Source organism: Saccharopolyspora pogona (assembly GCF_014697215.1).
GTDB lineage: Bacteria > Actinomycetota > Actinomycetes > Mycobacteriales > Pseudonocardiaceae > Saccharopolyspora > Saccharopolyspora hattusasensis.
Map to the genome: position 1 here is coordinate 1292371 of NZ_CP031142.1, position 24921 is coordinate 1317291.

23 protein-coding genes and 1 pseudogene are annotated in these 24921 nt (G+C 69.0%); 10 read left to right on the top strand and 14 right to left on the bottom strand.

What is annotated here, in order from left to right:
• Positions 1 to 3: 3 nt before the first annotated feature.
• Positions 4 to 2040 carry a hydantoinase/oxoprolinase family protein gene (locus tag DL519_RS05520; RefSeq protein ID WP_190813164.1) on the bottom strand — a complete coding sequence of 679 codons (2037 nt, stop codon included), beginning with the start codon at positions 2038 to 2040 and terminating at the stop codon, positions 4 to 6.
• Positions 2041 to 2211: 171 nt separating this feature from the next.
• Between DL519_RS05520 and DL519_RS05525 the strand changes: the two genes are divergently transcribed.
• Entirely contained in the window at positions 2212 to 3810 is a 1599-nt protein-coding gene (locus tag DL519_RS05525; protein ID WP_190813165.1) for a helix-turn-helix domain-containing protein, read from the top strand.
• A 142-nt stretch (positions 3811 to 3952) separates the two neighbouring features.
• Here the strand turns inward: DL519_RS05525 and DL519_RS05530 are convergent, their stop codons facing one another.
• Positions 3953 to 6049 (bottom strand): putative bifunctional diguanylate cyclase/phosphodiesterase, encoded by a 2097-nt coding sequence (locus tag DL519_RS05530; protein WP_190813166.1) that lies wholly within the window; start codon positions 6047 to 6049, stop codon positions 3953 to 3955.
• Between the two features lie 676 nt (positions 6050 to 6725).
• Here DL519_RS05530 and DL519_RS05535 point away from each other — a divergent pair.
• Together DL519_RS05535 and DL519_RS05540 are read left to right on the top strand one after the other, a co-directional pair.
• Positions 6726 to 7145, top strand: coding sequence for an FHA domain-containing protein (locus DL519_RS05535; protein ID WP_190813167.1), 420 nt, complete (start codon positions 6726 to 6728; stop codon positions 7143 to 7145).
• Positions 7146 to 7300: 155 nt separating this feature from the next.
• The gene (locus tag DL519_RS05540) at positions 7301 to 7906 is read left to right on the top strand and encodes a class I SAM-dependent methyltransferase (RefSeq protein ID WP_263399582.1); all 606 of its coding nucleotides are present in this window, start codon (positions 7301 to 7303) and stop codon (positions 7904 to 7906) included.
• A 128-nt stretch (positions 7907 to 8034) separates the two neighbouring features.
• Here the strand turns inward: DL519_RS05540 and DL519_RS05545 are convergent, their stop codons facing one another.
• Together DL519_RS05545 and DL519_RS05550 are read right to left on the bottom strand one after the other, a co-directional pair.
• On the bottom strand, positions 8035 to 9357 hold the full coding sequence (locus tag DL519_RS05545) for an MFS transporter (protein ID WP_190813168.1): 1323 nt from the start codon (positions 9355 to 9357) through the stop codon (positions 8035 to 8037).
• Positions 9358 to 9549: 192 nt separating this feature from the next.
• Positions 9550 to 12303 (bottom strand): sensor domain-containing protein, encoded by a 2754-nt coding sequence (locus DL519_RS05550; protein ID WP_190813169.1) that lies wholly within the window; start codon positions 12301 to 12303, stop codon positions 9550 to 9552.
• A gap of 398 nt (positions 12304 to 12701) precedes the next feature.
• Between DL519_RS05550 and DL519_RS05555 the strand changes: the two genes are divergently transcribed.
• Positions 12702 to 13892 carry a beta-ketoacyl synthase N-terminal-like domain-containing protein gene (locus DL519_RS05555; RefSeq protein WP_190813170.1) on the top strand — a complete coding sequence of 397 codons (1191 nt, stop codon included), beginning with the start codon at positions 12702 to 12704 and terminating at the stop codon, positions 13890 to 13892.
• Between the two features lie 102 nt (positions 13893 to 13994).
• On the opposite strand, the gene DL519_RS05560 is transcribed toward DL519_RS05555, so the two are convergent.
• Both DL519_RS05560 and DL519_RS05565 read right to left on the bottom strand, forming a co-directional pair.
• Positions 13995 to 14465, bottom strand: a complete 471-nt coding sequence (locus DL519_RS05560; RefSeq protein ID WP_190813171.1) for a GreA/GreB family elongation factor — start codon at positions 14463 to 14465, stop codon at positions 13995 to 13997.
• A 695-nt stretch (positions 14466 to 15160) separates the two neighbouring features.
• Positions 15161 to 15751: a DinB family protein gene (locus DL519_RS05565; protein WP_190813172.1), complete on the bottom strand. Its 591-nt coding sequence runs from the start codon at positions 15749 to 15751 to the stop codon at positions 15161 to 15163.
• A 155-nt stretch (positions 15752 to 15906) separates the two neighbouring features.
• Between DL519_RS05565 and DL519_RS05570 the strand changes: the two genes are divergently transcribed.
• Complete coding sequence (locus tag DL519_RS05570) at positions 15907 to 16311, top strand: DUF6292 family protein (RefSeq protein ID WP_223838475.1); 405 nt, start codon at positions 15907 to 15909, stop codon at positions 16309 to 16311.
• 58 nt (positions 16312 to 16369) lie between these two features.
• On the opposite strand, the gene DL519_RS05575 is transcribed toward DL519_RS05570, so the two are convergent.
• Positions 16370 to 16633 carry a GlsB/YeaQ/YmgE family stress response membrane protein gene (locus tag DL519_RS05575; protein ID WP_190823782.1) on the bottom strand — a complete coding sequence of 88 codons (264 nt, stop codon included), beginning with the start codon at positions 16631 to 16633 and terminating at the stop codon, positions 16370 to 16372.
• Between the two features lie 700 nt (positions 16634 to 17333).
• On the opposite strand from DL519_RS05575, the gene DL519_RS05580 reads away from it, so the two are divergent.
• Positions 17334 to 17477, top strand: a complete 144-nt coding sequence (locus DL519_RS05580; protein ID WP_190813173.1) for a hypothetical protein — start codon at positions 17334 to 17336, stop codon at positions 17475 to 17477.
• 152 nt (positions 17478 to 17629) lie between these two features.
• Here the strand turns inward: DL519_RS05580 and DL519_RS05585 are convergent, their stop codons facing one another.
• Positions 17630 to 17866: a hypothetical protein gene (locus DL519_RS05585; protein ID WP_223838476.1), complete on the bottom strand. Its 237-nt coding sequence runs from the start codon at positions 17864 to 17866 to the stop codon at positions 17630 to 17632.
• A gap of 193 nt (positions 17867 to 18059) precedes the next feature.
• Here DL519_RS05585 and DL519_RS05590 point away from each other — a divergent pair.
• Positions 18060 to 19300: pseudogene (locus DL519_RS05590) on the top strand (MFS transporter).
• A 404-nt stretch (positions 19301 to 19704) separates the two neighbouring features.
• Here DL519_RS05590 and DL519_RS05595 read toward each other — a convergent pair.
• The 6 genes from DL519_RS05595 to DL519_RS05620 all read right to left on the bottom strand — a co-directional run bounded on the left by DL519_RS05595 (position 19705) and on the right by DL519_RS05620 (position 23239).
• The gene (locus DL519_RS05595) at positions 19705 to 19839 is read right to left on the bottom strand and encodes a twin-arginine translocation signal domain-containing protein (RefSeq protein ID WP_190813174.1); all 135 of its coding nucleotides are present in this window, start codon (positions 19837 to 19839) and stop codon (positions 19705 to 19707) included.
• On the bottom strand, positions 19829 to 20494 hold the full coding sequence (locus DL519_RS05600; RefSeq protein WP_190813175.1) for a phosphoribosyltransferase: 666 nt from the start codon (positions 20492 to 20494) through the stop codon (positions 19829 to 19831). The genes DL519_RS05595 and DL519_RS05600 overlap by 11 nt, the downstream gene beginning before the upstream one ends.
• Before the next feature lie 40 nt (positions 20495 to 20534).
• Complete coding sequence (locus tag DL519_RS05605) at positions 20535 to 20768, bottom strand: hypothetical protein (protein WP_190813176.1); 234 nt, start codon at positions 20766 to 20768, stop codon at positions 20535 to 20537.
• A 128-nt stretch (positions 20769 to 20896) separates the two neighbouring features.
• Positions 20897 to 21466, bottom strand: a complete 570-nt coding sequence (locus tag DL519_RS05610) for a class F sortase (protein WP_190813177.1) — start codon at positions 21464 to 21466, stop codon at positions 20897 to 20899.
• A 125-nt stretch (positions 21467 to 21591) separates the two neighbouring features.
• Positions 21592 to 21864, bottom strand: coding sequence for a hypothetical protein (locus DL519_RS05615; protein ID WP_190813178.1), 273 nt, complete (start codon positions 21862 to 21864; stop codon positions 21592 to 21594).
• 847 nt (positions 21865 to 22711) lie between these two features.
• A complete protein-coding gene (locus DL519_RS05620) occupies positions 22712 to 23239 on the bottom strand; it encodes a GNAT family N-acetyltransferase (protein ID WP_223838477.1) in 528 nt (175 codons plus the stop codon).
• 100 nt (positions 23240 to 23339) lie between these two features.
• Here DL519_RS05620 and DL519_RS05625 point away from each other — a divergent pair, with 100 nt between their 5' ends.
• The 3 genes from DL519_RS05625 (at position 23340) to DL519_RS45725 (ending at position 24898) form a co-directional block, all read left to right on the top strand.
• The gene (locus tag DL519_RS05625; protein ID WP_190813179.1) at positions 23340 to 24026 is read left to right on the top strand and encodes a TetR/AcrR family transcriptional regulator; all 687 of its coding nucleotides are present in this window, start codon (positions 23340 to 23342) and stop codon (positions 24024 to 24026) included.
• A gap of 105 nt (positions 24027 to 24131) precedes the next feature.
• Entirely contained in the window at positions 24132 to 24446 is a 315-nt protein-coding gene (locus DL519_RS45720; protein ID WP_263399583.1) for an alpha/beta fold hydrolase, read from the top strand.
• Positions 24443 to 24898: an alpha/beta fold hydrolase gene (locus DL519_RS45725; RefSeq protein ID WP_223838478.1), complete on the top strand. Its 456-nt coding sequence runs from the start codon at positions 24443 to 24445 to the stop codon at positions 24896 to 24898. Before DL519_RS45720 ends, DL519_RS45725 begins: the two co-directional genes overlap by 4 nt.
• The last annotated feature ends 23 nt before the right edge of the window (positions 24899 to 24921 follow it).

A 24921-nucleotide genomic window follows, 5' to 3' on the forward strand; every position in this document is an offset into this window, starting at 1 on the left:
GGTTCAGGCCTCCGTCAGGTGGATGCGGATGTTCAGCCACTCGTCGATCTCCACCCGGGCATCCGGCGGTACGACGGTGGTGGAGTCCAACTGTTCGATGACCGCGGGCCCGGTGAGCCGGCACCCGGCGGGCAGCGCGGCTCGGTCGTGGACGGGCGTGTCGACCCATCCCGGGCCTTCGAAGTACACCTTGCGGTTCTGCTGCGCCGTCGGCGCTGCACCGGTCGTGACCTCGTGCGGAGCGACCACCGGTTTGGGCGTGACGCCGATCGCGGTCAGCCCGAGCTGGTAGATCTGCACGGGCGTCTCGTCCCTGCGGAACGAGTACTCCCGCTCGTGCTGCTCGTGGAACAACTCGATCGCCTCGCGGAGGGCATCGGGCCCGCTACCGCACTTCACGGTCAGGGACCGCCATTGGCCCAGGTAGCGCATCGAGACGGTGCGCTGCAGAACGCCGTCCTCGGCGCTGACGCCCTCGTGCCGCAGCCGGGCCGATGCCTCGGCTTCCAAACCGGCGAACGCGTTCTCGAACTCCTCGACGTCGGCCTCGTCGCCAACGGCGTCGAACATCGCCGACAGGTCGTGGCGGATGTCGACCAGCAGGCACCCGAGCGCCGACGTCACACCCGGGTTCGGCGGGACGACGACGGTCGGGATGTTGAGCTCGCGCGCCACCTCGGCACCGTGCAACCCGCCCGCACCGCCGAAGGCGATCAGGGCGAAATCGCGGGGGTCGTAGCCGCGCCGGATCGAGATCAGGCGGACCGCGTCGGCCATGTTGGCGTTGGCGACCCGGAGGACGGCGCTCGCTGCCTCCTCGATGCTGAGCCCGAGGGGCCGGGCCACCTGGTCGCGGAGGGCGTTCTCGGCCAGTTCCGGGGACAGCACCTTCGCCCCGCCCGCCAGGGCGGTGCCGAGGCGGTTTAGCACCAGGTTCGCGTCCGAGTTGGTGGGCTCGGCGCCGCCCGTGCCGTAACACGCAGGGCCGGGCGAGGCGCCCGCCGACTCGGGGCCGTTGCGCAGGGAGCCGGCCTCGTCGATGTGGGCGATGGAGCCGCCGCCGGCGCCGATGGTCAGCACTTCGATCGACGGGAAGATGATCGGGTACCCGTACTCGACCGACCACTCCTTGGTCACCCGGAGCTCGCCGTCGTGGACCATGGCGATGTCGGTGCTGGTGCCGCCCATGTCCAAGCCGATGGCGTTGGCGTAACCGCACTGGGCGGCGACGTGCCGGGCGGCGATGGCGCCCGCGGCGATGCCGGATGCAGCCAGGCGGACGGGATACCGCTCCACCATGCGCGGCGTCATCGACCCGCCGCCGGAATGCAGCAGCAACAGGTCTCCGCGATAGCCACCCGCGCTCAGCTCTTCGGCGAGCCGGTTGACGTAGCCGCTGACGAGCGGCGCGAGGACGGCGTTGGCGACGGTGGTGTTGAACCGGTCGTGCTCGAAGATCTCCGGGAGGATCTCCGCGCTGGTGGAGATCGCGACCCCCGGCAGTTCCTCCTCGAGGATCTCCCGCATCCGGATCTCGTGGGCAGGATTGGCGTAGGAGTTGACGAAGCAGACGGCCACGGTCCGCGCCCCGCGCTTGCGGAGCAACGCCGCCACGTTCCGTGCCTCGGTCTCGTCTAGCGGTTTCACGACGTGGCCCGCGTAGTCGATGCGTTCGGTGACCTCGAAGCGATCCCGGCGGCGGATGTACGGCGGGGACACGTCGTGGTACGCGTCCCACAGGTCGTCCTTGGTCCCGTCGCGGATTTCGATCACGTCCCGGAAACCGGTCGTCGTGACCATCGCGGCGGGCTGGAAGTTCCTGGTGATCAGCGCATTGGTGGCGACCGTCGTCCCGTGCGAGAACAGCGATACCTCGGAGAGGTCGATGCCGCCGCGTTCGACGCCGCTCAGCACGGCGCGCATCGGGTCGTCCGGGGTGGATGGAACCTTGGTGACTCGGATGCTCCGGTCGTCCTCGTCGAACACGCACACGTCGGTGAACGTGCCGCCGACGTCGACGGCCACACGCTGTTTTGCCATGTGGAGGCCTCCTCGAAAGTCGTGCGGGTCGGGCTGGTATCCGCCGCCGGCTGCGGTTGGAAGAGAAGGTTGCCCCACGCTGTAGGCGCTGTCACTATGAGAATTACAAATGCGGTGGAGTTGATCTGTCCTGTCCCACAGTTCTAGCGCCGGGGCGCGGAGAGGACGTCGATGAGCACCGATAGCCGCGGCGGCTGGCCGCAGCTGGCCTTGCGCAACCTCGTCGACGAGCCGAGCCTGCAGCTGACCGTGGAGGAACCCGGCGACCTCTCGGCGGTGGTCGGCTCCGCGCACTCGATCGAGATCGCCGACGCCGCGAGCTGGCTGCGCCCGCGCTCGATCGTGCTCACCACCGGCCTGCAGTTCACGGCCGCCCCGGACGATCCCGCGCCACAGAGGCAGCTGATCGCCGACCTCATCTCGGCCGATGCGGCCGCCCTGCTGTTCGGCACGGGCGTCCACTTCGATCGGGTTCCGCGAGCACTCCGCGCCGCCGCGCGGGAGCGGAACTTCCCACTGCTGAGCGTGAGAGGCGGGAGCCGGTTCGCCGCCATCGAGGACTTCATCAACCGCGGCGCGCTGTCCGCGGAGACCTACCTGCTGAAGCGGGCGGTCTGGCTGCAGAACGACCTGCTGCACGCGTTGTCGGCGGCAGACCCGGTGAGCGCACTCGTGGTCCGGCTCGGCACGCTGTGCAAGGGGGCAGCAGTCCTCTACGAGGGCGCGGGGCGGATCGTCGCCTCGACTGGCCACGGGCCCCTGCGGCTGGTTTGGGAGGAGATCAGCGCGCGCGAGCCGGGACCGCAGCGCTTCGTGGTCGGGCAGTGGATGGTCGCAACCCGGCCGTTCCGCCTCCGGGGATCCGGCTTCCAGTTGGCGGTGGCGTCGCGGAACAGGTCGCTGCTCGACGACATCAGCCCAGAACTGCTGGAAACGGCGGAACGGGTACTCGCGGCGGCCAATGCCTCGCGGTCACTGGTGATCAGCCAAGAGCGAGCGGAGGCCGCCCGAATCGTGTCGGCGCTGCGCGGTGGCGTGACCACCTCGCAGGTGCGCCAGACCTGGGACCGGTTGCGGGCGTTCGGTTTTCGGGTCGGCGACGACCTCCGCGTCGTGGCCGCGAGCGCGATCGGCGACCGCGCCGCACGCGGGTCGACGACCACCGCCGAAGCCCTCCTGGAAGCTGCGGAGGCCGAGGGCGTGCCGCTGGTTTTGTCCGACGACCGCGACGTCGAAGATCCGACGACCGGTCTGACGGCCGTCATCGCGGAGCGAGACGCCGCGGCTGCCTGGCTCGGGGTGCTCGCGCGCACCCACCTGGTCGGGGTGAGCGGTGCCTTCAGCGACATCACGGTGGCGAGCCGGTACGCCCACGAGGCCGAGACCGCCCGGCACCTGGCCGGCCGCCGCCATGATCGGGGCAGCAACCAGACGATCGTTCGACTGGACGAGGTCGATTTCGCCGCATGGCTGCTCACGCGCCGCGACGCTCAGGTGGCCGACCGGTTGGAAAGGCACTTCGGCGACTTGATCAAGGCGCCGGATCTGGTCGAAACGGTGGTGCTCTACCTGGCTTGCGATCAGGACGTGAAGCGAACCGCCGAGTTGCTGTTCATCCACCCGAACACGGTGCGCTACCGCCTCCGCAACGTCGAGAAGCTCGTCGGAGGCCGGATCACGTCGGCGCAGGTCGTCGCGAACCTCTACCTCGCGTTCCAGGACGAAATCCTCGCCCATACCAAGCGGGACCCCGGCCGACAACACCTATGAACGCTGCGGAGTCACGGTCCACGCCGGCCACGGATTCCGAAGTGGACGGTCTGTGCCGCGACGGCTGCGGTGCTGACACCGGGAGCTGGAAATGCCACCTGCCGATGAGCATCCGCATCGGGTGTGCCGAAGCGACCGTCGCTCACGACGGGAGCGGGCGGCCGTTCACGAGGAGGGTGGTGAGTTCGGCTTCGGGGACCGGGCGGGCGAACAGGAAACCCTGGTAGACGTCGATCCCGACGTCGCGGAGCAGGTCGAACTGCTCCGCGGTCTCGATGCCCTCGGCGACGCTCTCGCAGCCCAGCGCGCGGGCGAGGTCCGCCACCGCCTGGGCCACCGCCAGATCCCGGGAGCCGACACCGAGGTCGGCGACGAAGCTGCGGTCGGCCTTGATGATCTGCGCCGGAAGGTCCTTGATCCGGGCCAGCGACGAATAACCGGTGCCGAAGTCGTCGACGGCGAACCGGACGCCGCGCTCGACGAGGTCGAGCATGGCGCGGCGGGGTTGGGGCGGCAGGTCGACCAGCACCGTCTCGACCAGTTCGAGCACGACCCGGTTCGGATCGATGCCGGACTCGGCGATGGCGTCGGTCACCTCGGAGGTGAAGCCGTGGTCATCCGGCAGCAGCCCGGCGAGGTTGACGGCGATGCCCACCGGGCGCCCGCCGACATCGGGCCAGGCGGAGGCGTGACGCAGTGCCGTGCGCAGCACCCACCGGTCCAGGTCGCGCATCAGCCCTCCCTGCTCGGCAACGGGCAGGAAGACGTCCGGGGGGAGCAGGCCGTATTCGGGATGCATCCAGCGGACCAGCGCCTCGGCGGACACCACGGTGCCCGCGGCGTCCACGACGGGCTGGTAGTGCAGCACGAGACCGTCGTTGTCGATGGTGTCGCGCAGCTCCCCCTCGAGCCGCAGTTGCCGGTTGATGGACTCGGCCAGGCCTGGATCGGCCAGTGCCACGCGCCCGGGTCCGCGCCGCTTCGCCCGGTACATGGCGGCATCCGCGAAGCGGAGCAGGTCCTCGCCGTATGCCCCGGCGCCGTCGAGCACCGCGCCGCCGACCGCTGCGGACACCTGGACCTGCTGGCTTTGGAGCCGCACCACGGTGCGCAGCAGGCCGGATACGGTCTCGGCCAGCGTTTCGAGCCCGCCCACCGCCTCGACGTCGGGGCAGACCACCACGAACTCGTCGCCGGAGAGCCGGGCCGGGGTGCACCCTGCGGGTACGCCGCCCTGCAGCCGTCGGGCCAGGGTCGCGACCAACTCGTCGCCGGCGTCGTGCCCCAGGGAGTCGTTGATCCGCTTGAAGTTGTCGATGTCGCAGAACAGCACGCCGACCCGGTCGGCGCGGGGGCCGCGCACCAGCTCGTTCAGGAGCTCCTTGACCGCGCGGCGGTTGAACAGGCCGGTCAGCGAGTCGTGGGTGGCCTGGTAGTGGAGTTCTTCGGCCCGCTGGTGCCGTTCGGTGATGTCCTGGAACGCCACCAGCCAGAACAACCGCCCATCATCCTGCACCGCCGCGGTGCAGCGGAGGTCGCAGTGCACCGGCTGGCTGTCGGTCCGCTTCAGCACGCGATGGGTGGGGGCGTCAAGGATCGGCGCCCGCGGGATCATCGGCTCCAACCGGTCCTGCGGGTGCAGCAGGTCGTCGGCCCGCGTGTCGTGCAGTTCGGAGATCCCGGCGCCGAGCAGGTCGCAAAGCGCGTCGTTGGCCCGGGCCAGGCGGTGCGATTCGTCGAACAGCGCGATGCCGACCGGCGTCAGACCCATCAGGTTGGTGAATCGCTCGCTGGAGCGCTCCAGCCGGGCGCGGGGTTCGGTGTCGTCCCTTATGACCTTCGCGTAGCCGCGCAGGCTTCCGTCGGAGGACCGCAACGCGGCGGTGACCACGTGGGCCCAGAACCGGCTGCCGTCCTTCCGGACGCGCCACCCCTCGCCCTGGTGGTAGCCGGTGCGCGCGGCGTGCTCCAGCTCCCACTCCGGGGGGTTTTCGGCGAGCAGCTCGGGAGGGTAGAACACCGAGATGTGCTGCCCGATGATCTCGTCGCTGCGGTAGCCCTTCAAGCGCTCGGCGCCGGGGTTCCAGCTGGCCACGCGGCCGTCCAGGTCGAGCATGAAGATCGCGTACTCGTTGATGGCGGTCGCCAGCAGGTCGAGCCCGACCTCTTGCGTCCGCAGGTGAGAAGGACCGGCATGCCCCGAACGGGTTAGCTCATCGCTCGTCCGCAGGTTGATCACCTCCTGAATGCGCCCGGCGTCATGAGGTTGCCCCGCCGAGCCTAGCGATGGCCCGGACCGGGTGACAGCCTTCGGGCGGCGTGACGCCCAGTAATTGTGTGCAACGACACTGTGCCAGGTCGGCTCCGCGTCTCGTGGATGGTCCGACGCCCGCCACGCGCTTGATCTACTGTGGAGCTGAGGTGGCGAATTGACCGCCATTGCTCGTCGCAGGTGAATTCCCAGTGCCTTCTCAGCGTTTTCCAGCGGGAGGGCGCGGTGTCGCCGGTAGCGTGGAAGGCGCAAGCCCGGTGGGTGACGAGCGGTCGGCTGGGCCGTGGCGCCGGAGTGAGGCCGGGCTTGGCGGGTTCCCCGACGACCCGGAGTCGGCAGCCATCGCGTGCGCGCGGCGGCGACCCGGATCCGTCAGGAGGACGTCTTGAGTTTCCTTCCCACGGCTAAAGCCGGGGGAATCCCTTCCGCCTCGCGGCGGAAGCTTCCTGCTTCATCGCCGGTTGCCTCCCCGGTTAAGGCGAGGGACGCAGGAAGCGTCCAGAGGTCTTACACCCGCTCCACAGGCCACGTCCCACACCCCGCGGGAACACCCTGTAAAGGCTTGATCAGTGTAACTCACGATTAGGAGGTGGGGTGGCTCCTCCCCACGGCTAAAGCCGGGGGTCTCCGCCACCTACACAAGATGAACCAGAGTAGATTCGGCACGGCGGCGCCGCCCACGGGAGCTTTCGGCGAAGTGCCGCCCGCTGCGATCCCCGCGCAGGCAGGCGTCGACACACCAGCACCACGTGCCGCAGCGGCCCCGACTGTTAGCAGCGCGGAGCTCGTGATCGCCCGCGGCCCGCAGGCGGGCACGGCCATCCCGGTCACGGGAACGCCGCTGACGGTTGGTCGTAGCCGGGATTGCGACATCACGCTCGACGCGCCGACCGTCTCCCACTTCCACGCCCAGATCCACCACGACGGCGAGCAGTACACGATCACGGACTCCGGCTCGCTGAACGGCACCTATGTCAACCACACCCCGGTTGACCGAGCCGGGCTGGCAAACGGGGACGAGGTCTGGATCGGAACCTTCCGATTCACCTTCCGCACGAAGTAAGCGATGGCAATCTCTGGATCTGCGCGGACTTCGCACGGCTAGGCTCGATGCAGTGTCTGATCATTCGATCTACCGAGACCACGCGGCAACTTACGCGACGTTCTCCGAACGCAGCGCCCCCCAACGCCCACTACGACCGCCCCGCGATCCTGCAGTTGGCAGGCGATGTCACCGGCAAGCGGGTATTGGAACTCGGGTGCGCCTCCGGCGTGCTCACCGCGCAGCTCGTCGAGCGCGGAGCCGATGTGCTCGGCCTGGATCGGGAGCCGCGGCTCGTCGAACTCGCCCGGCAGAGGCTGGGTGGGAGCGCCCGTGCGGAAGTGGCCGATCTGGAACGACCTCTGGACGTCGTGCCGACCGGCGGCATCAACGTCGTGGTCGCTTCGCTGGTCCTGCACTACATCGAGAACTGGGCGCCATTGCTCGCGGAGCTGCGCCGGTGCCTGGTGCCCGGCGGTGTGCTGGTCTTCTCGGTGCACCACCCAATCACGGGCTGGCTGTTGTCTGACAGGGCGGATTACCACCGCACCGAACTCGTCAGCGAGGACTGGGACTGGGGTGGGCAATGCGTGACTGCCACCTTCTACCGGCGATCGTTGTCCTCGATCTTCGGTTCGCTGCGGAAAGCGGGGTTCGAGATCGACGTTGTGGACGAACCGCGGCCGGGGGAAGCCGCGAATGTCGCCCCGGAGCTGTTAGAGGTGCTCAACACCCAGCCGGTGTTCCTGTTCGTGAGGGCCCGGCGCGGCGCGGTGCTGTGAACAGCGCTCCGCCGCTCGCATGCCGAGAAATGTCCACATTGGACTGTTGTGGCCGCGAAGAAGCCGGCACCCGGCGAGGAGCTCGCGCTGCTCCACCGGACGGTCTGATGGGGCAGGTCCTCGAGCGTTCAGTGGGCGCCGCTGGTCGCGACGTCGTCGGTGTTGCCGGAGTGGTCGGGTGCCGCCACCGGGATCATCGCGAGCAGGCCGATCAGCAGGATGAGGACGATGCCGCCCATGCCTGCGCGTTGGGTGCCGAACAGGGCGATGAAGCCGCTGAAGGCCAGTGGTCCGAGGAAGCTCACGGCTCGTCCGGTGGTGGCGTACAGGCCGAACACCTCGCCTTCCCGGCCGGGGGTGGCGATGCGGGCGAGGAAGGTCCGGCTGGCCGATTGCGTCGGCCCGAGGAAGATCGCCAGCAGCAGCCCGCACACCCAGAACGCCGGTTTGCCGGGCAGCACCACCAGTGAGCTGCCGACCACGACCAGCCCGATCAGCGCGGCGAGGATGACGGTTTTCGGGCCGAACCGGTCGTCTGCGCGCCCGCCCAGGAACGCGCCCAGGCCGGCCACGAGGTTCGCAGTGATCGCGAAGACCACCACTTCGCTTGCGGTGAAGCCGAAGGTGCCCGCCGCGATCACGCCGCCGAAGGTGAAGATCGCGGCCAGGCCGTCCCGGTAGAGCGCACTAGCGACCAGGAACCCCAGGGTGCGCCGCTCGGTGCGCCACATCCGCGCCAGCCGTTTGCCGAGCACGAGGTAGCTGCCGAGGATGGCGTGGCGCAGCGGCTCGCCGGACGACTCCGCCTCGGGGACGAAGAAGAACAGCGGCAGCGCGAACACCGCGAACCACGCGGCCGCGAACACCGCTACGACGCGGATGTTCAGGCCGTCCTGAGAGGTCACGCCGAACAACCCGACTTCGGGTTGCACGAAGCCGATGAGCACGATCACCAGCGCGATGAGGCCTCCGAAGTAGCCCATGCCCCAGCCGAAGCCCGAAATGCGGCCGATCGTCGCCGGCGTCGAGACCTGGAGCAGCATCGCGTTGTAGTTCACCGTCGCGAACTCGGAGAACACGCTGCCCACCGAGACCAGCACCAGCCCCAGCAGCAGGTACTGCGGGGCGTCCTGGACGAAGAACAGTCCGGCCGTGCTGGCCACGACCAGCGCGGTGTGCACCGCCAGCCACCTCTTGCGCCGTCCGCCGGCGTCGCTGCGCTGACCGGTCACCGGCGCCACCAGCGCGATGCACACGCCCGAGATCGTGAGCGCGAGGCCCAGGGCCTCCGACCCGCGCTTCGGATCGGCGGCCACGCTCTCGGTCAGGTACACCGTGAACACGAAGGTCAAGATCACGGTGTTGAACGCCGCGGAACCCCAGTCCCACAGCGCCCAACTGATCACCCCGCGCACGTCCCGCTGAGCTGCGGGCGGGGGATTCGCAGACATGGCCACGTCACGATCAGACCAGCAGGCACCGGGCGCAGCCAGTCGAAACCCCACCGGAACCCGGACCGCGCGACAGCCGACACGCCGATAACGGTCGAAAAGCATCCGGATGGTTGACCGGTGCGTGGCCCGGACCGCGCAGGAGTTCGACGACGCCGGCCGGCTTCGCAGTCCAGTGTGGACGGTGCGGTGTCACCGCCGGTGGGCGGGCGCTGGGAACAGCTCGCCGATCGGATATGGTTTGCCCAGGTGGTAGCCCTGCCCCTGGTCGCAGCCGAGATCGCGGATGATGGCGAGCTGGGTGGCAGTCTCGATGCCCTCAGCCACGACGCCGAGACCGACCGCGTGGGACATGGCGACGATGCCGGCGACGATGACCTCGACCTCGTCGCAGGTGCCGAGGTCGGTGACGAACGTCCGGTCGATCTTGAGGATGTCCACGGGCAGCCGCCGGAGCTGCGCCAGCGAGGAGTACCCGGTTCCGAAGTCGTCGATCGCCAGGAAGATGCCCAGCTCGCGCAGGGCGGTCAGGATGCGGGTCGCGGCGGTGGGGTCCTGCATGATCGCGTTCTCGGTGATCTCCAGGCACAGCGCGTGGGCCGGCAGCCCCGAATCCGCGAGCGCGTGCTGCACGTGGCCCAGCAGATCGGGATCTTCGAGCTGGCGCGGTGAGAGGTTCGCGTTGAGGTGCAGGTCGAGGTCGTGGCGCTCGCGTTCGGCGGCGATCTGGCGCGTCGCGAGGCGCAGCATGTGCGCGCCTATCGGGATGATCAGGTCGCTCTCCTCTGCCAGTGGGATGAATTCCCCCGGCGAGACCGTTCCGTGCAGCGGGTGCGACCACCGGAGCAAGCCCTCCACGGCGACCATGCGGTCGCCGCGCAGATCGACGACGGGTTGGTAGGCCACCCAGAGCTCGTCATTCGGCACGGCGTGGCGCAGGTCCTGCTCCAGCACCATGTGCCGCTGCACGCGTTCGCGCAGGTCGACGTCGAAGAGCGCGCAGCGGCCGCCGCCCTGCGCCTTGGCCTGGTACATGGCGACGTCGGCGTCGCGCAGGAGGTCCATCCCGGACCGGGTGTCGCCGGGGCCGACCAGCACCACCCCGATGCTGCCGTTGACGTGCAGTTGCCTGCACTGCACCCGAACCGGTTCGGTGAGGGCGGCGAGCAGCCGTTGGACGAGCCTGCGGAGCACGGCGTGGTCGCTCTCGCCGTCGACCAGGACCACGAACTCGTCCCCGCCGAGGCGACCGACCAGCGCTCCGCCGGGCGTCGCGCGCACCAGGCGTTCCCCGGTTATCCGCAGCACTTCGTCGCCGGTGCCGTGGCCCAGGGAATCGTTGATGCGCTTGAAGTTGTCCAGGTCTATGAACAGCACTGCCGTCGGGAGCGCTCGTCGCCGCGAGCCTTCGAGGTGCCGAAGGACCAGCGTGCGGTTGGCAAGCCCGGTCAGCGGGTCGTGGGTGGCCTCGTGCTCCAGGCGTTCCCGGGCGGCCCGGCTCTCGCTAATGTCGGTGAACGAGGCGACGACCTTGTGCGGCGGGCGGTCCTGGGGGTTCAGCGGGCTGCACGTGACCCGCAGCCACGTCTTGCGGCCGTCCGGCCGGTCCACGCGGAGCACTCGCGAGTTCTCCGGTTTCCCGGTCTGCCGGGGCATCACCGACGGGTGTTCCTCCGGTCGCAGCGTCACCCCGGACTCGTCGGACAACGGCCAGGACGTCGGTGAGGTGCCGACGATCTCCGCTGCGGGCACGCCGGTGATGCGCTCGGCGGCGGGGTTGGCGGACTCGACGACCCCCGTCCGCCCCATCACGACGACGCCTTCGTCCAGGGCGGCGACGACGGTCGCGAAGTCCTCCTCGGCCTGCCGCCGCGCAGTCTCGTCGGCGCACACCAGCACGTACCCGGAGTCCATCTCCGCCGCCGAGATCCGGATGATCAGGGCGGATCCGTCCTGGTGCCGGTGCACGGCCTCGGTGACCCCGCCGCCGGCGATCAGTGCTTCGGGCCGCAGCGGGGCGCCGACGAGCGTCGCGACGTGCCGCCCCAGCGCCTGGTCGGCGGGCATCCCGTAGACGGTTTCGGCGGCCGGGTTCCAGCTGGTGACCACCCCGTCGCGGCTCGTCGCGATGATCGCGTTGTTGACGTGCTGCACCAGCGCCGCTTGGTAGCGCAGCGCGGCTTCGGCCGCTTTTTGCGCGGTGACGTCCCGCCCGATGACCTGCACGGCCGGGTGTCCCTCCCAGGTGGTGTGCACCGCGACCAGCTCCACCGGGACCGGGGCGCCGTCCACTCGCTGCAGATCGGCCTGCGCTCGCGGCGTCGCGGTGCCGGCGGTCGTCAGCGACCGGATCCGCTCGTGCATCTCGGCGATCGAGTGCGGGGCGACGAAATCGGCGACCGGCCGCCCCAGCAGCTCTTTGCTGGACTCGGCGCCGACGATCGTGCTCATCGCCGCGTTGGCGTACTTGATGATCCCCTTCTGGTGGACGCAGATCGCCTCCGGGCTGAGCTCGACGAGCAGCCGGTACCGGCTGGCGAGGTCCGCCAGGGCCTGCCTGTCCCGGTGCTGATCGGTCACCTCCCGGACCAGCCCGATGAGGCCGGAAGCTCGCCAGCCGCCGAACGGGCGGGCGTGGAAGTGCAGCAACCGCGTTCCGCCGTCGGCGGTGGTGATTGGTTGCTCCAGGTCGAGATCCTGCCACTGCGTGGTGGTCTCCGCCGCCACCGTCCACGGCTCGATCAGCTCGGCCAGACGGGCCTGCAGGGCTTCCTTTGCCGCACCGGACATGCCCAGGAGCGCGTCCAAGCCGGGCGTCCAGGTGATCCGGTGATCGGCGAAGCCGAACGTCCACCCGATCGCGCCCTGTGCGGACAGCGCGAGCTCCAAGAACTCGTCGTTGAGGCCCGAACCGCTCGAAATCCCGCCCTCAGGATCGATCTCCATGATCCGTCCAATGAGAGACCTCGCCCAGCCGCTCACAGCGTGAGCCGCGTCCGTTGTGGCCACAGCGCCATGTCTTCCATTCGACTTAGCAGTTCCCATAACTGCTGGCCACCAACCGCTCGTGCCGAGCAGCACGCACCGTGGCCGATCACGAGCGAGCCCCCGATCACGAGCGAGCATCCACCTCAAATGGCAACACGAATTTAGGCGAAAAGTGCAGCCATTTGCGATCTTCATTCATCCGTGTGAAAAATCGGAGAGCCAAAACACATATCGTGGCGATCAATTACATCGATCTTAACTCTTGTGGGGGTTGTTCGGGATCAATTTTCTCATGCGGTGACTACGGAAAATCGATCTGGACGCGCCGCGGTCCCGGGTGATCCACCAGGACGGTCATGGTGGCCGGTTTGGAGGAAGACGAGCAAATGGGCGCGCAGCACTGCGGAATCAACGGCATCGGCGCGGTGACCGGCTACGGCTGGGGCCGCGAGGCCTTATGGGACGGACTGGTCGGCGGCGAGGTGGCCGCGCGACCGATCGGCGGGCACGGCCCCGACCGGGACCAGACGGCGTGGGTCGCGAACGTGCCGGACGGCGGCGACGAACTGGACGGTCCGAGCCGCTTCGCCAGGGCCATGCGAGCCGCCGCGCGCGAGGCGATCACCGACGCCGAGGGCCGGGGTTGGCGGCCCGGGCGGCGGGTGGGGCTGCTGCACGCGGCCGTGCTCGGGGACCTGGAACTGTGGCGGAACTTCTACGCCACCCGGGGCGCGGACGTGTCGGTGCGCGACTACCTGTCGCTGATGCCGTCGACCCCGGTGTCGACGTTCATGCAGGAGTTCGGCTTCCACGGCCCGGCGATGAACGTTTCGGCGACCTGCGCCTCCGGCAACGCGGGCCTGCTCTCCGCGAAGGCCTGGCTGAATGCCGATGTCGTCGACGACGTGGTCTTCGTGGCCACCGACCTCTCGTCCACGCCCGAGACCGTGCTGCACTTCAGCCGGCTCGGGGTCGCGATCACCGACGCCGAACCGCTGCAGGCCTGCCGGCCGTTCCAGGAGGGCAGCCGCGGCTTCATCATGGGCGAGGGCTCGGTCGGGATGGTGCTGTCGAAGCGGTCGCCGAACCCGTATGCCCACGTTCTCGGCGGCGCGATGTCGCACGATGCCCACCACGTGACCTCGGTCGACCCGAACCTGACCGAGCTGGCCCGCTGCTTCACCGAGGCACTGGCCAACGCCGGTGCGGAGCCGTCGCAGGTGCGCTACCTCAACGCCCACGGGCCCGGCACCCAGCAGTGCGACCGGGCCGAGGCGGCCGTGTTCGAAAAACTGTTCCCGACCGACGCCGAGCTCTACTCGGTCAAACCGCTGGTGGGCCACTGCATGGGCGCGGCCTCGGCGGTGGAGATCTCCGCGACCGCACTCGGGTACGACCGCGGCCTGATCCCCGCGCCGCCTAAGGTCGCCCCGGGCCACCCGAGGCTGCTGGACGGCCCGACTGCACCGGCCGACGGACTCACACTGAAGTCCTCGCTCGGGCTGGGCGGCCACAACTCAGTGGTGGTGCTCGCACCGTTCACGTAACGTGTAAAAACGTTCCGCGAGCCGACACCTTACGGTGCCGACGTTACCCAGCTCCCCGAACAGTTGGGCCCCCGGCGTGACCGCCCCGGACCCCGGCGCCGCCTAGGGCTGACCAGCGCCGTGGCGCCCGTAGGGCACGGCACGCACCAAGGTCACCCGCACGGTGCCGCCGTTGGGGACGCAGTAGGTCCGCTGCTCGCCCTGCTTGGCTCCGGACAGCGCGGCGCCCAGCGGTGAATCGGGCGAGTAGACGGTGAGCCCGTCGAGGTCGGAGCCATCGCGCGCGCCGAGCAGGAACGTCTCCGTCTCGTCGTAGTCGAAGCGGACGGTGAGGACCATGCCAGGTTCGGCGATTCCGTCGTCCGGTGGTGCCTCGCCGACCACAGCGTTCCGGAGCAGTTCCTGGATCTCCCGGATGCGTCCGCGGCGACGTCCCGCGTCCGTGGCGAAGTCCTGGTCGTCGGCTGTGCCCTCGGCTGAGCCGCCCTGGCGGTGGTCGAGCAGCTCGGCCAGCTCGTCCCGGAGCCGGTCGTGGGCGTGCTGGGTCAACCAGAGGCGTTGCGTCGTGGCCATGGCGTGTCCTCGTGTCTGTTCATCGGTGGCGTCCCGGATCGGCGGATGCCGGGACCGTTCGGCATGTGGCGGCAGGGCGGTGGGCGCGATTGCTGCGAGCGGGAGAGCGCGGTCCGGGCTCCGGTATGGCGACGATCGACTGACCGAGACTCGAATGCGATGCGGCAGCACGGCTAAACGGCGGATGCGTGGCTCGCTCAGTGGGGTCGCTGGCGGCTACCGGCCTGCGTGGTCCCACGAGCTCCGGGCCACCGCGTCGACCCGGACGACGGTGATTACGTCCAGAGCCACCGCGCTGCGGTGCGAGCGCAACCGGGCGCATCCGTCCGGACCGCGGTCACGGCCTGCGGATCACGGCTGTGACCGGTGCTCTCGCCGTCCATGACCAACCTCCGTGATTGGAACTGCCGAACCGTTCCAGACCGAGGATGGCCGACGGTCCGTCGGTACCGGTTGTCCGAACCGAACAAATCCGCTCCCGATCTTGTCCGGTTACGCCAGTTCCACTCGCTGGAAGAGATGATCTCCTGGCTGATCGGCTTCACGGAGTCGTGCCCGCACGGGCACAGCGGAGCGCGGGTGTGGAGTTTGCTGGAACCCGCATTCCGAGTTCCGGCAGGTGAGGCGGGATGGAAGTGTCGAGTGAGAACACTCGGTGCGAGGGTTCGAAGCGCTCGGCGGCTCGGTGGCGGCCGTCAACCCCGGTCGGCTTGCCGCGCCACGTTTTCGAGCCGGTCCCGGTAGGCCTGCCACCACGCTTGGTCGCCCGGTGCCATGTTGTCGTTCTCCTGGCGCAGGCCGGTGGCGCCGTCGATGAGCTCCCGGATGATGTCGGCATGGCCGGCGTGCCGATGGGTCTCGGCGATCATGTGCACCAGGACCCGGTGCAGCGTGATCCGCTTCCGGTCATCCGGCCAGTGCGGCACCGTGCCGGCGTCATCCAGCGCCAGCTCGTCGATCGTGGCGTCCGAGTGCGCGCACACCCGGCGGTATAGCCCGACGATCTCGTCGCGCGATTCGTCCGCGGTCGCCCACATGTCCACGTTGGGTTCGGCGTCGTCGGTCAGCCAGGGCAGCAGCTCGTCGAACGGGCGCCCGAAGGTGATGCCGAAGTACCCCAGCTCGCAGCCGGTCAGGTGCTTGATCAGTCCCAGCAGGTTGGTGCCGGTCGGTGTCAGCGGTCGGCGGATGTCGTACTCGGACAGTCCGTCCAGCTTCCACAGCAGGGCCTCGCGCGCGGTCCGCAGGTAGCGGTGCAGGTCGGACTTCGGTCCCGGCTCGGCCATGCCGGCGAGAGTACCGCGAGGTAACCGGCGAACGGCCCGGAAACGGGAAGATCACCGCCGGCGGAATTCATGCCATCGGGCGGACTGCGGGACCGGTGACTCGGTTACCCCCAGGAGAACAGCGGGAAGCGCTGTTCTGGTTCGGGGGGAAACCAATGGACATGACGAGTCCGGCAGCAGGTGGTTTGATCAACTACGTGCGCACGGTGGCGGGCGACTTGGGCGACGACGTGTACGAGGTGGACGTCGACCTGGAAAGCGGGTTGGCCACGGCGATCATCCTCGTGCACTCCAAGGTGCCCACCCTCGTGGACTTCCCGCTCCTGCTCACCTGGGACGAGGTCAGCGGCTGGGCGCTGCGGGTCGAGACCGACGGCCGGGGGGACACCACGGCCATCGAGTTCATGGGCGAGGACATCCTGCCCGACCCCGGCTTGGTGCGGCACTTCCTGCGGGAGGCGATCAGCGGCCGCAACCCGGGCATGGTCCAGCCGCCGTCGTTCCGCATGCCGAACGCGGGCGACGACCTGGAGGACCGGCTCGCGCGCTTCGCAGCCTGACCGGGCGCGCGGGAGGCCGTGGGGAACTCCCGGCGTCGTCCGGTCCGCGGCGACCGCGTCAAGCGTGCGTGCGATGGAAGATCAGGCGGTAGAGCAGCAGGAGGACCAGCGATCCTATGACCGCCCACACGAAGCTCATCACGTTGAAGCCGGTAACTCCCGCACCACCGGCAAGGCGGGTTGAGATCCATCCCCCGAGCAGTCCACCGACGATCCCGATCCCGATGGTCACGATGATTCCGCCGGGGTCGCGGCCCGGCAGGATGAACTTGGCGATCGCCCCGGCGATCAGGCCGAACAAGATCCAGCTGAGAATTCCCATCACGAAGTCACTCCCAAGCACGAGTTCAACATCCGACCCAGGTGTTCCCCGCGCGGGCACGGCTCAAAGGTGTGCTCGTCGCCAGGCCGGAATCGGATGAGCAATGTGGACGGTGTTGCCAGTGGGGCAGCTGGGGGTCCAGTTGGAAGTGCTAGACGATCGTGGCCGGCACCCCCGCGTTGGCAGCTTCCGCCGCGTCGGGAACCAGGGCCGCGAGGGGCCACGGCCAGAGGTCCCACGGCCCGGCGTCGGTCGCCGTGGGGCGCGTCCGGGCGTGGCTGGTCTGCACTCTGGCGGGATGGGTTCCTCGCAGCTCCGCAGCTGGAAGCCCGCTGGTAGGGCGGCGCGCAGGTAATCCCCGGCGAGGTGGCGATGGGCGGGTAGCCGTCCCGGCTGTCCGTTCGGACCGCGCACCGCCGGAATCGAGCCCAGCGCGATCCGATCTGGGGGGACATCGAGATCAACAGGCTTCCGCGATCATGGGCCAGAGGTTGGCGGCGCCCACCCGGCGGCAGCCACCGAATTTCCCGCTGCCCCTACCGCTCAGGCATTCGGGAAGGAGCCTGAACGCGTTTCTGGTTTCTGGCCGCGCCTGCGCGGGTAGGCCGGAAGCGCACCACTGCGACGAGGAGTTTCCTGTCGGGCGTCGGGGAATCGGATACCGACCGGCGCGGATTGGAAACGGTACAACGCAATTGGGATGATCCAGATGATCCGGGAGGAGAGCGCGGTGCGGACCGACGTCGAGAAATCCGGGGATGTACCGCCGACGGCCAGCAGCTCGGCTCCGGAACCGACCGAGGGCAACGATGATGACGACGTGATCACCCTCGGCTATGACTGAAGGACAGTGCGACCGGTGTGGCAGCACGGCAGGGCCGACCCTACTCTGCCACACCGGTTGCACTGTCCTAAGAGGATGTTCGGACTCGATTCCCGGAAGTCGGCGCGGGCTCTAGCTAGGTACCCAGACATCGGCGCCGCGAGGAGTGCCGGTTAGGTACTTTCGCAATGCGAGTCCGGGATGGGCGTCCCGGCCCGCCATTCGGCGGCCGAGGACGTCGACGCGCAAAGCTCGGCGACCGTCCGCGCGAACGGCGCGCTCCACCGCATCGAGCACCGACCTGGCGTCGGGCAGGAACGCTTGCCCGCGTCGATGGTCAACGGCGGCCCTCGTGCCGTGCGCGCGAACAGCCGGACGTCCGATTCCAGGGCCGCGATTCGCTTGGGCACCGCTTGCTGGTGACGGACCACTCCGCTGCCGCCTCCTGGAACTGGCCCAGGTCGGCGGCGACTAAGGTTGCGCACGGCATCGAGGTAACGGTGAACCGGTCGTTGTGGCGCCCTGCGGGCTTGTTTCTTGATCGCGGCTGCTGTCGGCTGTTTTATCCCGTCCGTTCAGGTCGAGTGGTCGGAGGCGGCAGTCTTGAAGAGCGGGCGATCGTTGGGGCGGGACTTCGGATGGTTGTGGGGCGCGTGCGCGGTTAGCACGGTCGGAACCCGGCTCGCCCTCGACGCGTTCCCGCTCATCGCCATCCTGGTGCTGCACAGCAGCGAGGCGCAGGTGTCCGCGCTGGCGGCCGCGGGCTTGGCAGTCGGCGCCGTCATCGCGGTGCCGCTGGGGCCGTGGGTGGAGTTCCACCGGAAGCGGCCGGTCATGATCGCGATGGACCTGCTCCGGTTCGCAGCTCTGATGTCCGTGCCCGCAGCGCATGCCTTCGGGGCGCTGACCTTCGCCCAGCTCATCGTCGTGGCCGTGCTCCTGGCGGCCGCAAACATCCTGTTCACCGCGGCGAGCGGCGCGTGCCTCAAGGCACTGGTGCGGCCCGACGACCTCTTGGTGGCCAACGGCAGGTTCGAGACCACGACGTGGACGGCGACCGCGGTCGGTCCGCCCCTGGGCGGCGCCGCCATCGGAGTGTTCGGCCCGATGACGACCGTGATGCTGGACGCGGCCAGCTACCTGCCTCCGCGCTCGGGATCCGCGCGATCAGCGGCAGCGAACCGCGACCACCGGAGAGGCGCGCAGACCGGTTCAGGGTAGGTGACGTCGTCGAAGGCTGGCGCTGCATCCTCCGCCATCCCAGGCTGCGACCGCTGTTCTTCAACACCAGCCTGGTGAACGGCCTGATCATGGCGACCGCGCCGTTGCTGGCGATCGTGCTGTTCCGAGACCTGGGCTTCGCGCCTTGGCAGTACGGCCTGGCCTTCGGCGTTCCATGCATCGGAGGGCTAGTCGGCTCCCGGTTGTCCCGGCCGCTGGTCGCGCGGTTCGGGTGGCACCGGGTCATGCTCGCCGCGGGGACGCTCCGGGCGTGCTGGCTGGTGGGCCTGGCCTTCGTGCCGCCCGGCCCCGCTGGGCTGCTGATGATCATCGTGATCGAGTTCGGCCTGATCACGAGCGTGGGCATCTTCAACCCGGTGTTCGCCACCTACCGGTTGGAACACATCGCCACCGAGCGCGTTGCGCGGACCCTGTCCGCTTGGTCCATCAGCAGCGGCCTCACCGTTGCCGCGCTGACGTTCTTATGGGGGCTGCTCGCCAGCGCCACAGGCACCCGCGTCGCCATAGCGATCGCCGGGGTGCTCATCCTGGGCACGCCGGTCCTGCTGCCCCGCCGGGAACACGCCGAACCACGCCCCGAGCTCGCCGGGGACGGCGCATGACCGGTCGGAACTCGTGGAAGTCCAATGTTGTCAACGAATTCTGACCTCGTCTCAGCCGCGAGCGAACCTGCGCGCCGAGGTGCTCGCGCGGACTGGCAGCTGCAGGCGCTCGGCAACATCATGCACGGCTTCATGGCGCCGCAGGCGAACAGCCCGAAGCTGGGGATCCAGTACGACGAACGCTCCGCTGAACGCTCCTGGTCGGGGCTGGAACGATTCCTGGCTGAGTGCCTGGCGGCCCCGTCGAGTCGTGAGCGACCCGCGCCGTCAGGAAGTCCACATAGGACAAGGGTGACTAGCCCGGGTAGCCGGGAGGCAGCGGAGTGGACCGCAGCGCGCGGTCCACGCCGATGGAGACGAATTCGCGTCGCGCTCGAAGTCGGGGTCTGCCGCCGGATCCGGGGTCAACATCCACGGCGGCGCACCCGCCGGGGCTTGCTTCCAGGGACGGCCTGCTTCGAGCACGCGGCCAGCGGCACCGCGACGGCGGCGTAGGCGAGGAACTGCCGTCGCGAGCATCCGCGGTGCTCATCGGTCATCTGCGGTCCTCGTCGCGCGGGCTTGGCCGGCGTGGTGGAGCAACTCGACGACTTCGGCATCGGGGGTCTGGGTGAAGTCCCGGTACCACTGGCCGATCGCCATGAACCAGCCCGGAGTCTCCAGGCAGACCTGCTCGTCGGTCACTTCCTCAAGTCGTTCCAGCGCGTGCGGCGGCGCCACGGGCACGGCCAAGACCACGCGGGCGGCGCCCTGCTCGCGGGCCACTCGGCAGGCCACGTGCGCGGTGGAGCCGGTGGCGATCCCGTCGTCGACGACGATCGCAGTTCTGCCGGTCACGTCCACGCGTCGGCGATTGACGCGGAACAGCCGCGCGCGCCGGTCGAGTTCGACCCGTTCGCGCCGCTCCACCTCGTCCAGTTCCCTCGCGCTGACCCCGGTCTTCCACAGCACCTCGTTGTTGATGATGCGAACGTCGCCTTCCCCGATGGCGCCCATGCCGAGCTCGGGATGGGTGGGCACGCCGAGCTTGCGAACCACGATCACGTCCAGCGGCGCGCGCAGCGCCTGCGCCACTTCGAACGCCACCGGCACCCCACCGCGCGGCAATCCGAGGACCACGGCGTCCGCGCCGCGGAAGTGCAGCAACTGTTGCGCCAGCCGACGACCGGCGTCCCTCCGGTTCTCGAACGGCACGCCCGAGCACCCCCTCACCAGCCCGCGCACCAAGCGTGGCTCAGATGTGAGGTGGCGGAACAGAGGCGATCGGCACTCGGTGCCGGTTCAGCCGCGAGTCGCGTCCGCTCGGGAACCCGTACGCCGACCGTGGTCGAGCACCCGCGAGGTCCCCCACGGAGACATCGCCGAACAGGTCCGCAGCCTGATCAGCCTGGGCGTACATCGTCATGACCGCGGTGACGTAGCGGCTGTCCTCGAGGGCGTCGCGCAGGGCGGTCGTGCTGCGCGTCACCCCGAGCGCGCGGATTACGTCCCGCTCGGGCGACGATCCGTGCTGGTGGAGCTGCCGGCGCAGGTACCCGCGAGCCCGTCTGAGGTCGCGCTCGCCCCCGTGACCTGATGAGCTCGAGCGCGCTGATCTCAGGCGAGGTGGCCGAACACGATCAGGTTGTCTTCGTAGCTGCGGCGCGACTTGTCGAAATCCCCGCCGCACGTGATCAGCCGGATCTCCGGACGGGGCACGTCGCCGTACACGGCGTCGGTGGGGAACTTGTCCTTCGGGAACCGCTCGATGCGGTCGACCAGGTAGGTGACCTGCGAACCGTCCCGGCGGTCGACCCGGATCCGGTCACCGGCGCGGAGATCGCGCAGCCGGTAGAACACCCCGGCCTCGGTGTAGGAGTCGACGTGGCCCAGTACGACGAACGGGCCGACCTGGCCCGCTCCCGGCCCACCGTCGTACCAACCGGCCTGCCTGGGCGTCTCGATCGGGGGAACTTGGACCGAACCGTCCGCGTTCAACCCCAGCGGCACGAGGCTCGACGCCACCCGGATGGACGGCATGGCGATCCGGATCGGATGGGGATCGCCCGGCACCGACGTCGCCGGTACCACCGGTGCGGGGGCCGCGGCCGGCGGCGGTGCGGAATCCGCGCCCGCCGGGCCGAAGACCGCCGCGCCCGCCGCCGACAGCAGCAAGGTGATCCACACGGCTAGAACTCCAGCTCTCACGTTCCACCCCCGTGCTTCCGCGACGGCGAGTTCCGCCTGTGTGCGGGCATTCGTGCGGGATGGTGGTGTGCGCTTCCGGAGCGCACACCACCATCCCGGCTGGATCAGCGCTGCGACTCGGCACGCCGACGTCGGTGCGCGTAAGCGCCACCAGCCGCCAGGACGACGACCGCCGCGCCGCCTGCTGTCAGCAGCGGGCCGGAGACGCCGGAGTCGTCCTGTGCCGTGGCCCCGCCACCCGCCGGAACGGCGCCGACCGGCTTCTGCACGACCTGCGGCGTCGGCGGGACGGTGGGCTTGGCCGTCGGGACGACCTGCGGCTTGGTCGATGTCGGCCTAGCCGACGGCCGCTGTGCTGGCGACTGCGCAGGTGGCACCGCTGCAGGTGGCACAGCTGCCGGTGGCACAGCTGCCGGTGGCACAGCTGCCGGTGGCACAGCTGCCGGTGGCACCGCTGCCGGCGGCACCGCTGCCGGTGGTGCAGGCGGAGGCGCGACCTCCTCCGGCGGGCAGTTCTCCACGCACGGAGGCGGGCACTCTTCGAAGTTGCACGGCAGCAGCGGTGGCGGTGGGCAGTCCCCAGGTTTATCGCACTTGTCGTCGGCCGTGCGGACCAGCGGTGGTGTCGCCGAATTCACTTCAGCGCTCCCCAGTGGAGCAAGACCGATCGAAGTACCCAACACGAAGGCGGCAATCCCGCCAAGGCGAACAAGCGTTGAGGACACTCGAGCCTCCTTTTGATCAATGCGCGAGAATCCCGCATCCGAGATCATTTTCCCCAAATCGCCTCGCGAGATTCGAAGGCGACTATTAGTAACGGTAAACAGGGTCTTTCCGGTCGGCAGCGGCAGAAATGCATGATCCTACGATCGGGGTGCTGTTGATATGTCCAATTGGGAACACTCCTCACTCAAGGTGAGATCGACGCGTTCGCGGCGCCTAAGGTGTCCCCTGTACGTTGATCGAGGCTGCGAGATCAGGGGGTGCAGTCACAGATCGTCACCATCGGAATGTATCCAGGCGTGGCGATCGTCCACATAGCTAGATCGATCGCATTTGCGATCTGCCGTCTTCGGAGATCAATAGTTCAGGGTCGTCGGAAAATGACTTTGAAAAAATGATCGACGCCGTGATCGAATTGTTCAAAGAAATTCTCGATCAATTCGTCCGGGACGTCCTCAGGAGTGGCGGGCGAAAATCGGAAAGGTGCCTGCAATTGGCTCGCTAGGCCAGGCCGCGCCGCCAGTTTTCGGCGGTGATCAGGTATCTGCGGTGCGGCCTGCCATATTCGAAACATTCGCCGTGCGGCCGGAATCCGAGCTTGTCGAGCACGCGCGCCGAGGCGGGGTTCCGGGGATCGACGACCGCCGTCAGCCCCGGCAGGTGAAGTTGGTCGAATGCCGCGGCGAGGCAGAGGTGCCCGACCTCGGTGGCGAGGCCTTGACCCCACGACTGGCGTGCCAGCGTGTAGCCGAACTCGGCGCCGACGTCGCGCGCCTCGAACCCGGCGTCGCCGATGAGACCGCCCGTCGAGCGCTCGATCACTGCCCAGAACGAGTAGCCGTGCATGCGTTGGTGCTGGATGTAGTCATCGACCATCGCCGCGCTCTCCGTGGCAGGGACCGCGTTCCCGTACGCGACGTAGCGCATCACCTCGGGGTCGCCGTAGACCGCGTGGATCGCGGTGCGGTCCTCGGTCCGGAACGGGCGAACCTGCAGGCAAGCACTCGTCAGCGGGAACTGGATGGCCACGAGGCCAACTCTTTCCCGTCCAAGTCCCGCTGGGCAAGCCAATTACCCCGCTATAGTGACCAAAGTCGAAGTTATGGTCACTACGAGGAGGTGAGGTCAGGTGCCGCGGCCGCTGATCCCCAATCGGGTGGGCGCGATCTTCGGCGCCGCCGAAGGTTTGGTGCTGCGCGATGGTTTCGACGGAGTCACCGTCGAGCGGATCGCTCGCCGAGCGGGGATCGGCAAGGGAGCGATCTACCGCGAATTCGGGAGCAAGCACGAGCTGATGGACGCGCTGCTCGCCCGGTGCACGCGGCGTCTGGTCGACCAGGTCCGCCAACGCGTCGTCGAAGCGTCGACGCCGGTCGGGTTGAGCGCCGTCTACCGGTTCGGGATCGAGGCGTTGCTCGACGATTCGCTGATGACCGCGGCATTCCTGGACGACGAGGCGGTTCTCGGATCCCACGTGCGCGCCGTCGGGGACGACCGATGCCGGCAGCGCTTCGCCTGGATCATCGACTACGTCGAAGCCCTCCACGAAGCCGGATCGTTGGTATCCGACGCCGCCCCGGAGGCGATCTCCCTCGCCCTCTCCTCGTTCACCATCGGCTTGCTGTCGGTGAACTCCGTGCTCGGACCGCTGACCCGGGACCAGCTCGCGGCGGCGCTGGATGTGGTGATCACCTTGATCGAGCGGGGATTGGAGTCGCTGCCGGATGCGGGCGCGCTCGCCGCGAACGACGCCCATCTGCTGCTCCTGGGGCGCATGGCCGAGCAGCTCGACGCCAATCCGGAGGAGCACTTATGAACGGCTTCGTCACTGCCACCGATCTCGACTTCGCCGGCCGCCCGGTGCGGGCTGTACGCCGCGGGGGCTGAGGAGAACGAACCGGTCCTGCTCCTGCACGGCGCGATGCTCGACACCGTCGAGCTCACCTGGCACCGCGCCCTCCCGGCGCTGGCCGACACGCACCGCGTCTACGCGATCGACCTGCCGCGGCACGGCGGCGGCAGCCGGCCGTGGCAGCGGACGGTCGACCAGGAGCTGTGCGAACTCCTGGTGGACGAGCTCGTCGACCACCTAACGCTCGAACGGGTCGGGCTCGTCGGCCATTCCATGGGTGGTGACATCGCGATTGCTACAGCCTGCGGCGTCCGGAGCGGGTTTCGCGAGCTGTCTTCTCGGCCCCCGGCGGGATCGGTGCGCGGCGACCGGCGCAGCTCGTGACCTGGCTGCCCCTGCGGACCCCCGGCCTGACGCGCGGGGCGAGCCGCTACATGGCCAGGTCCGCCACCACGATCCGCAGGTCGATGGCGCGAAACCTCGCCGCTGGTTCGGCCGCGGACGAGTTCGACCGGCTCGTCGAGCTCGCCCCGGGCCGAAGCGGAGGCCAAGGCACGGCATCGCGAGAAGGCGCTCGACGACTGGCAGATCCTCGCCTACGGGCCGTTCTCGATGCGCCTCGACTTCCTGCCGGAGCTCGGAAGGCTGGCCGTTCCGAGCTTGTGGTTGCGGGGCGCGGACCATCCACTGGTCGGCGACCGGGAAGTGCGGCGGCGGCTGCGGCAGCCCTTCGTGGGCGGTTGAAGGTCATCCCCGGTGCCGGGCACCTGCTGCCCTTCGCCCGACCTGACGAGTTCCACCGGCTCACCCTCGACTTCCTGACCGCAGGCCGCTAGTAGGAGCAGCATCGGCCTCGCCG

Excerpts from the sequence above, each read along its gene's own strand:
- DL519_RS05520 (WP_190813164.1), bottom strand. The coding sequence starts at position 2,040 with ATGGCAAAACAGCGTGTGGCCGTCGACGTCGGCGGCACGTTCACCGAC.
- DL519_RS05525 (WP_190813165.1), top strand. The coding sequence starts at position 2,212 with ATGAGCACCGATAGCCGCGGCGGCTGGCCGCAGCTGGCCTTGCGCAAC.
- DL519_RS05535 (WP_190813167.1), top strand. The coding sequence starts at position 6,726 with ATGAACCAGAGTAGATTCGGCACGGCGGCGCCGCCCACGGGAGCTTTC.
- DL519_RS05545 (WP_190813168.1), bottom strand. The coding sequence starts at position 9,357 with ATGTCTGCGAATCCCCCGCCCGCAGCTCAGCGGGACGTGCGCGGGGTG.
- DL519_RS05550 (WP_190813169.1), bottom strand. The coding sequence starts at position 12,303 with ATGGAGATCGATCCTGAGGGCGGGATTTCGAGCGGTTCGGGCCTCAAC.
- DL519_RS05555 (WP_190813170.1), top strand. The coding sequence starts at position 12,702 with ATGGTGGCCGGTTTGGAGGAAGACGAGCAAATGGGCGCGCAGCACTGC.
- DL519_RS05560 (WP_190813171.1), bottom strand. The coding sequence starts at position 14,465 with ATGGCCACGACGCAACGCCTCTGGTTGACCCAGCACGCCCACGACCGG.
- DL519_RS05565 (WP_190813172.1), bottom strand. The coding sequence starts at position 15,751 with ATGGCCGAGCCGGGACCGAAGTCCGACCTGCACCGCTACCTGCGGACC.
- DL519_RS05570 (WP_223838475.1), top strand. The coding sequence starts at position 15,907 with ATGGACATGACGAGTCCGGCAGCAGGTGGTTTGATCAACTACGTGCGC.
- DL519_RS05575 (WP_190823782.1), bottom strand. The coding sequence starts at position 16,633 with ATGGGAATTCTCAGCTGGATCTTGTTCGGCCTGATCGCCGGGGCGATC.
- DL519_RS05580 (WP_190813173.1), top strand. The coding sequence starts at position 17,334 with ATGATCCAGATGATCCGGGAGGAGAGCGCGGTGCGGACCGACGTCGAG.
- DL519_RS05595 (WP_190813174.1), bottom strand. The coding sequence starts at position 19,839 with ATGACCGATGAGCACCGCGGATGCTCGCGACGGCAGTTCCTCGCCTAC.
- DL519_RS45720 (WP_263399583.1), top strand. The coding sequence starts at position 24,132 with ATGCTCGACACCGTCGAGCTCACCTGGCACCGCGCCCTCCCGGCGCTG.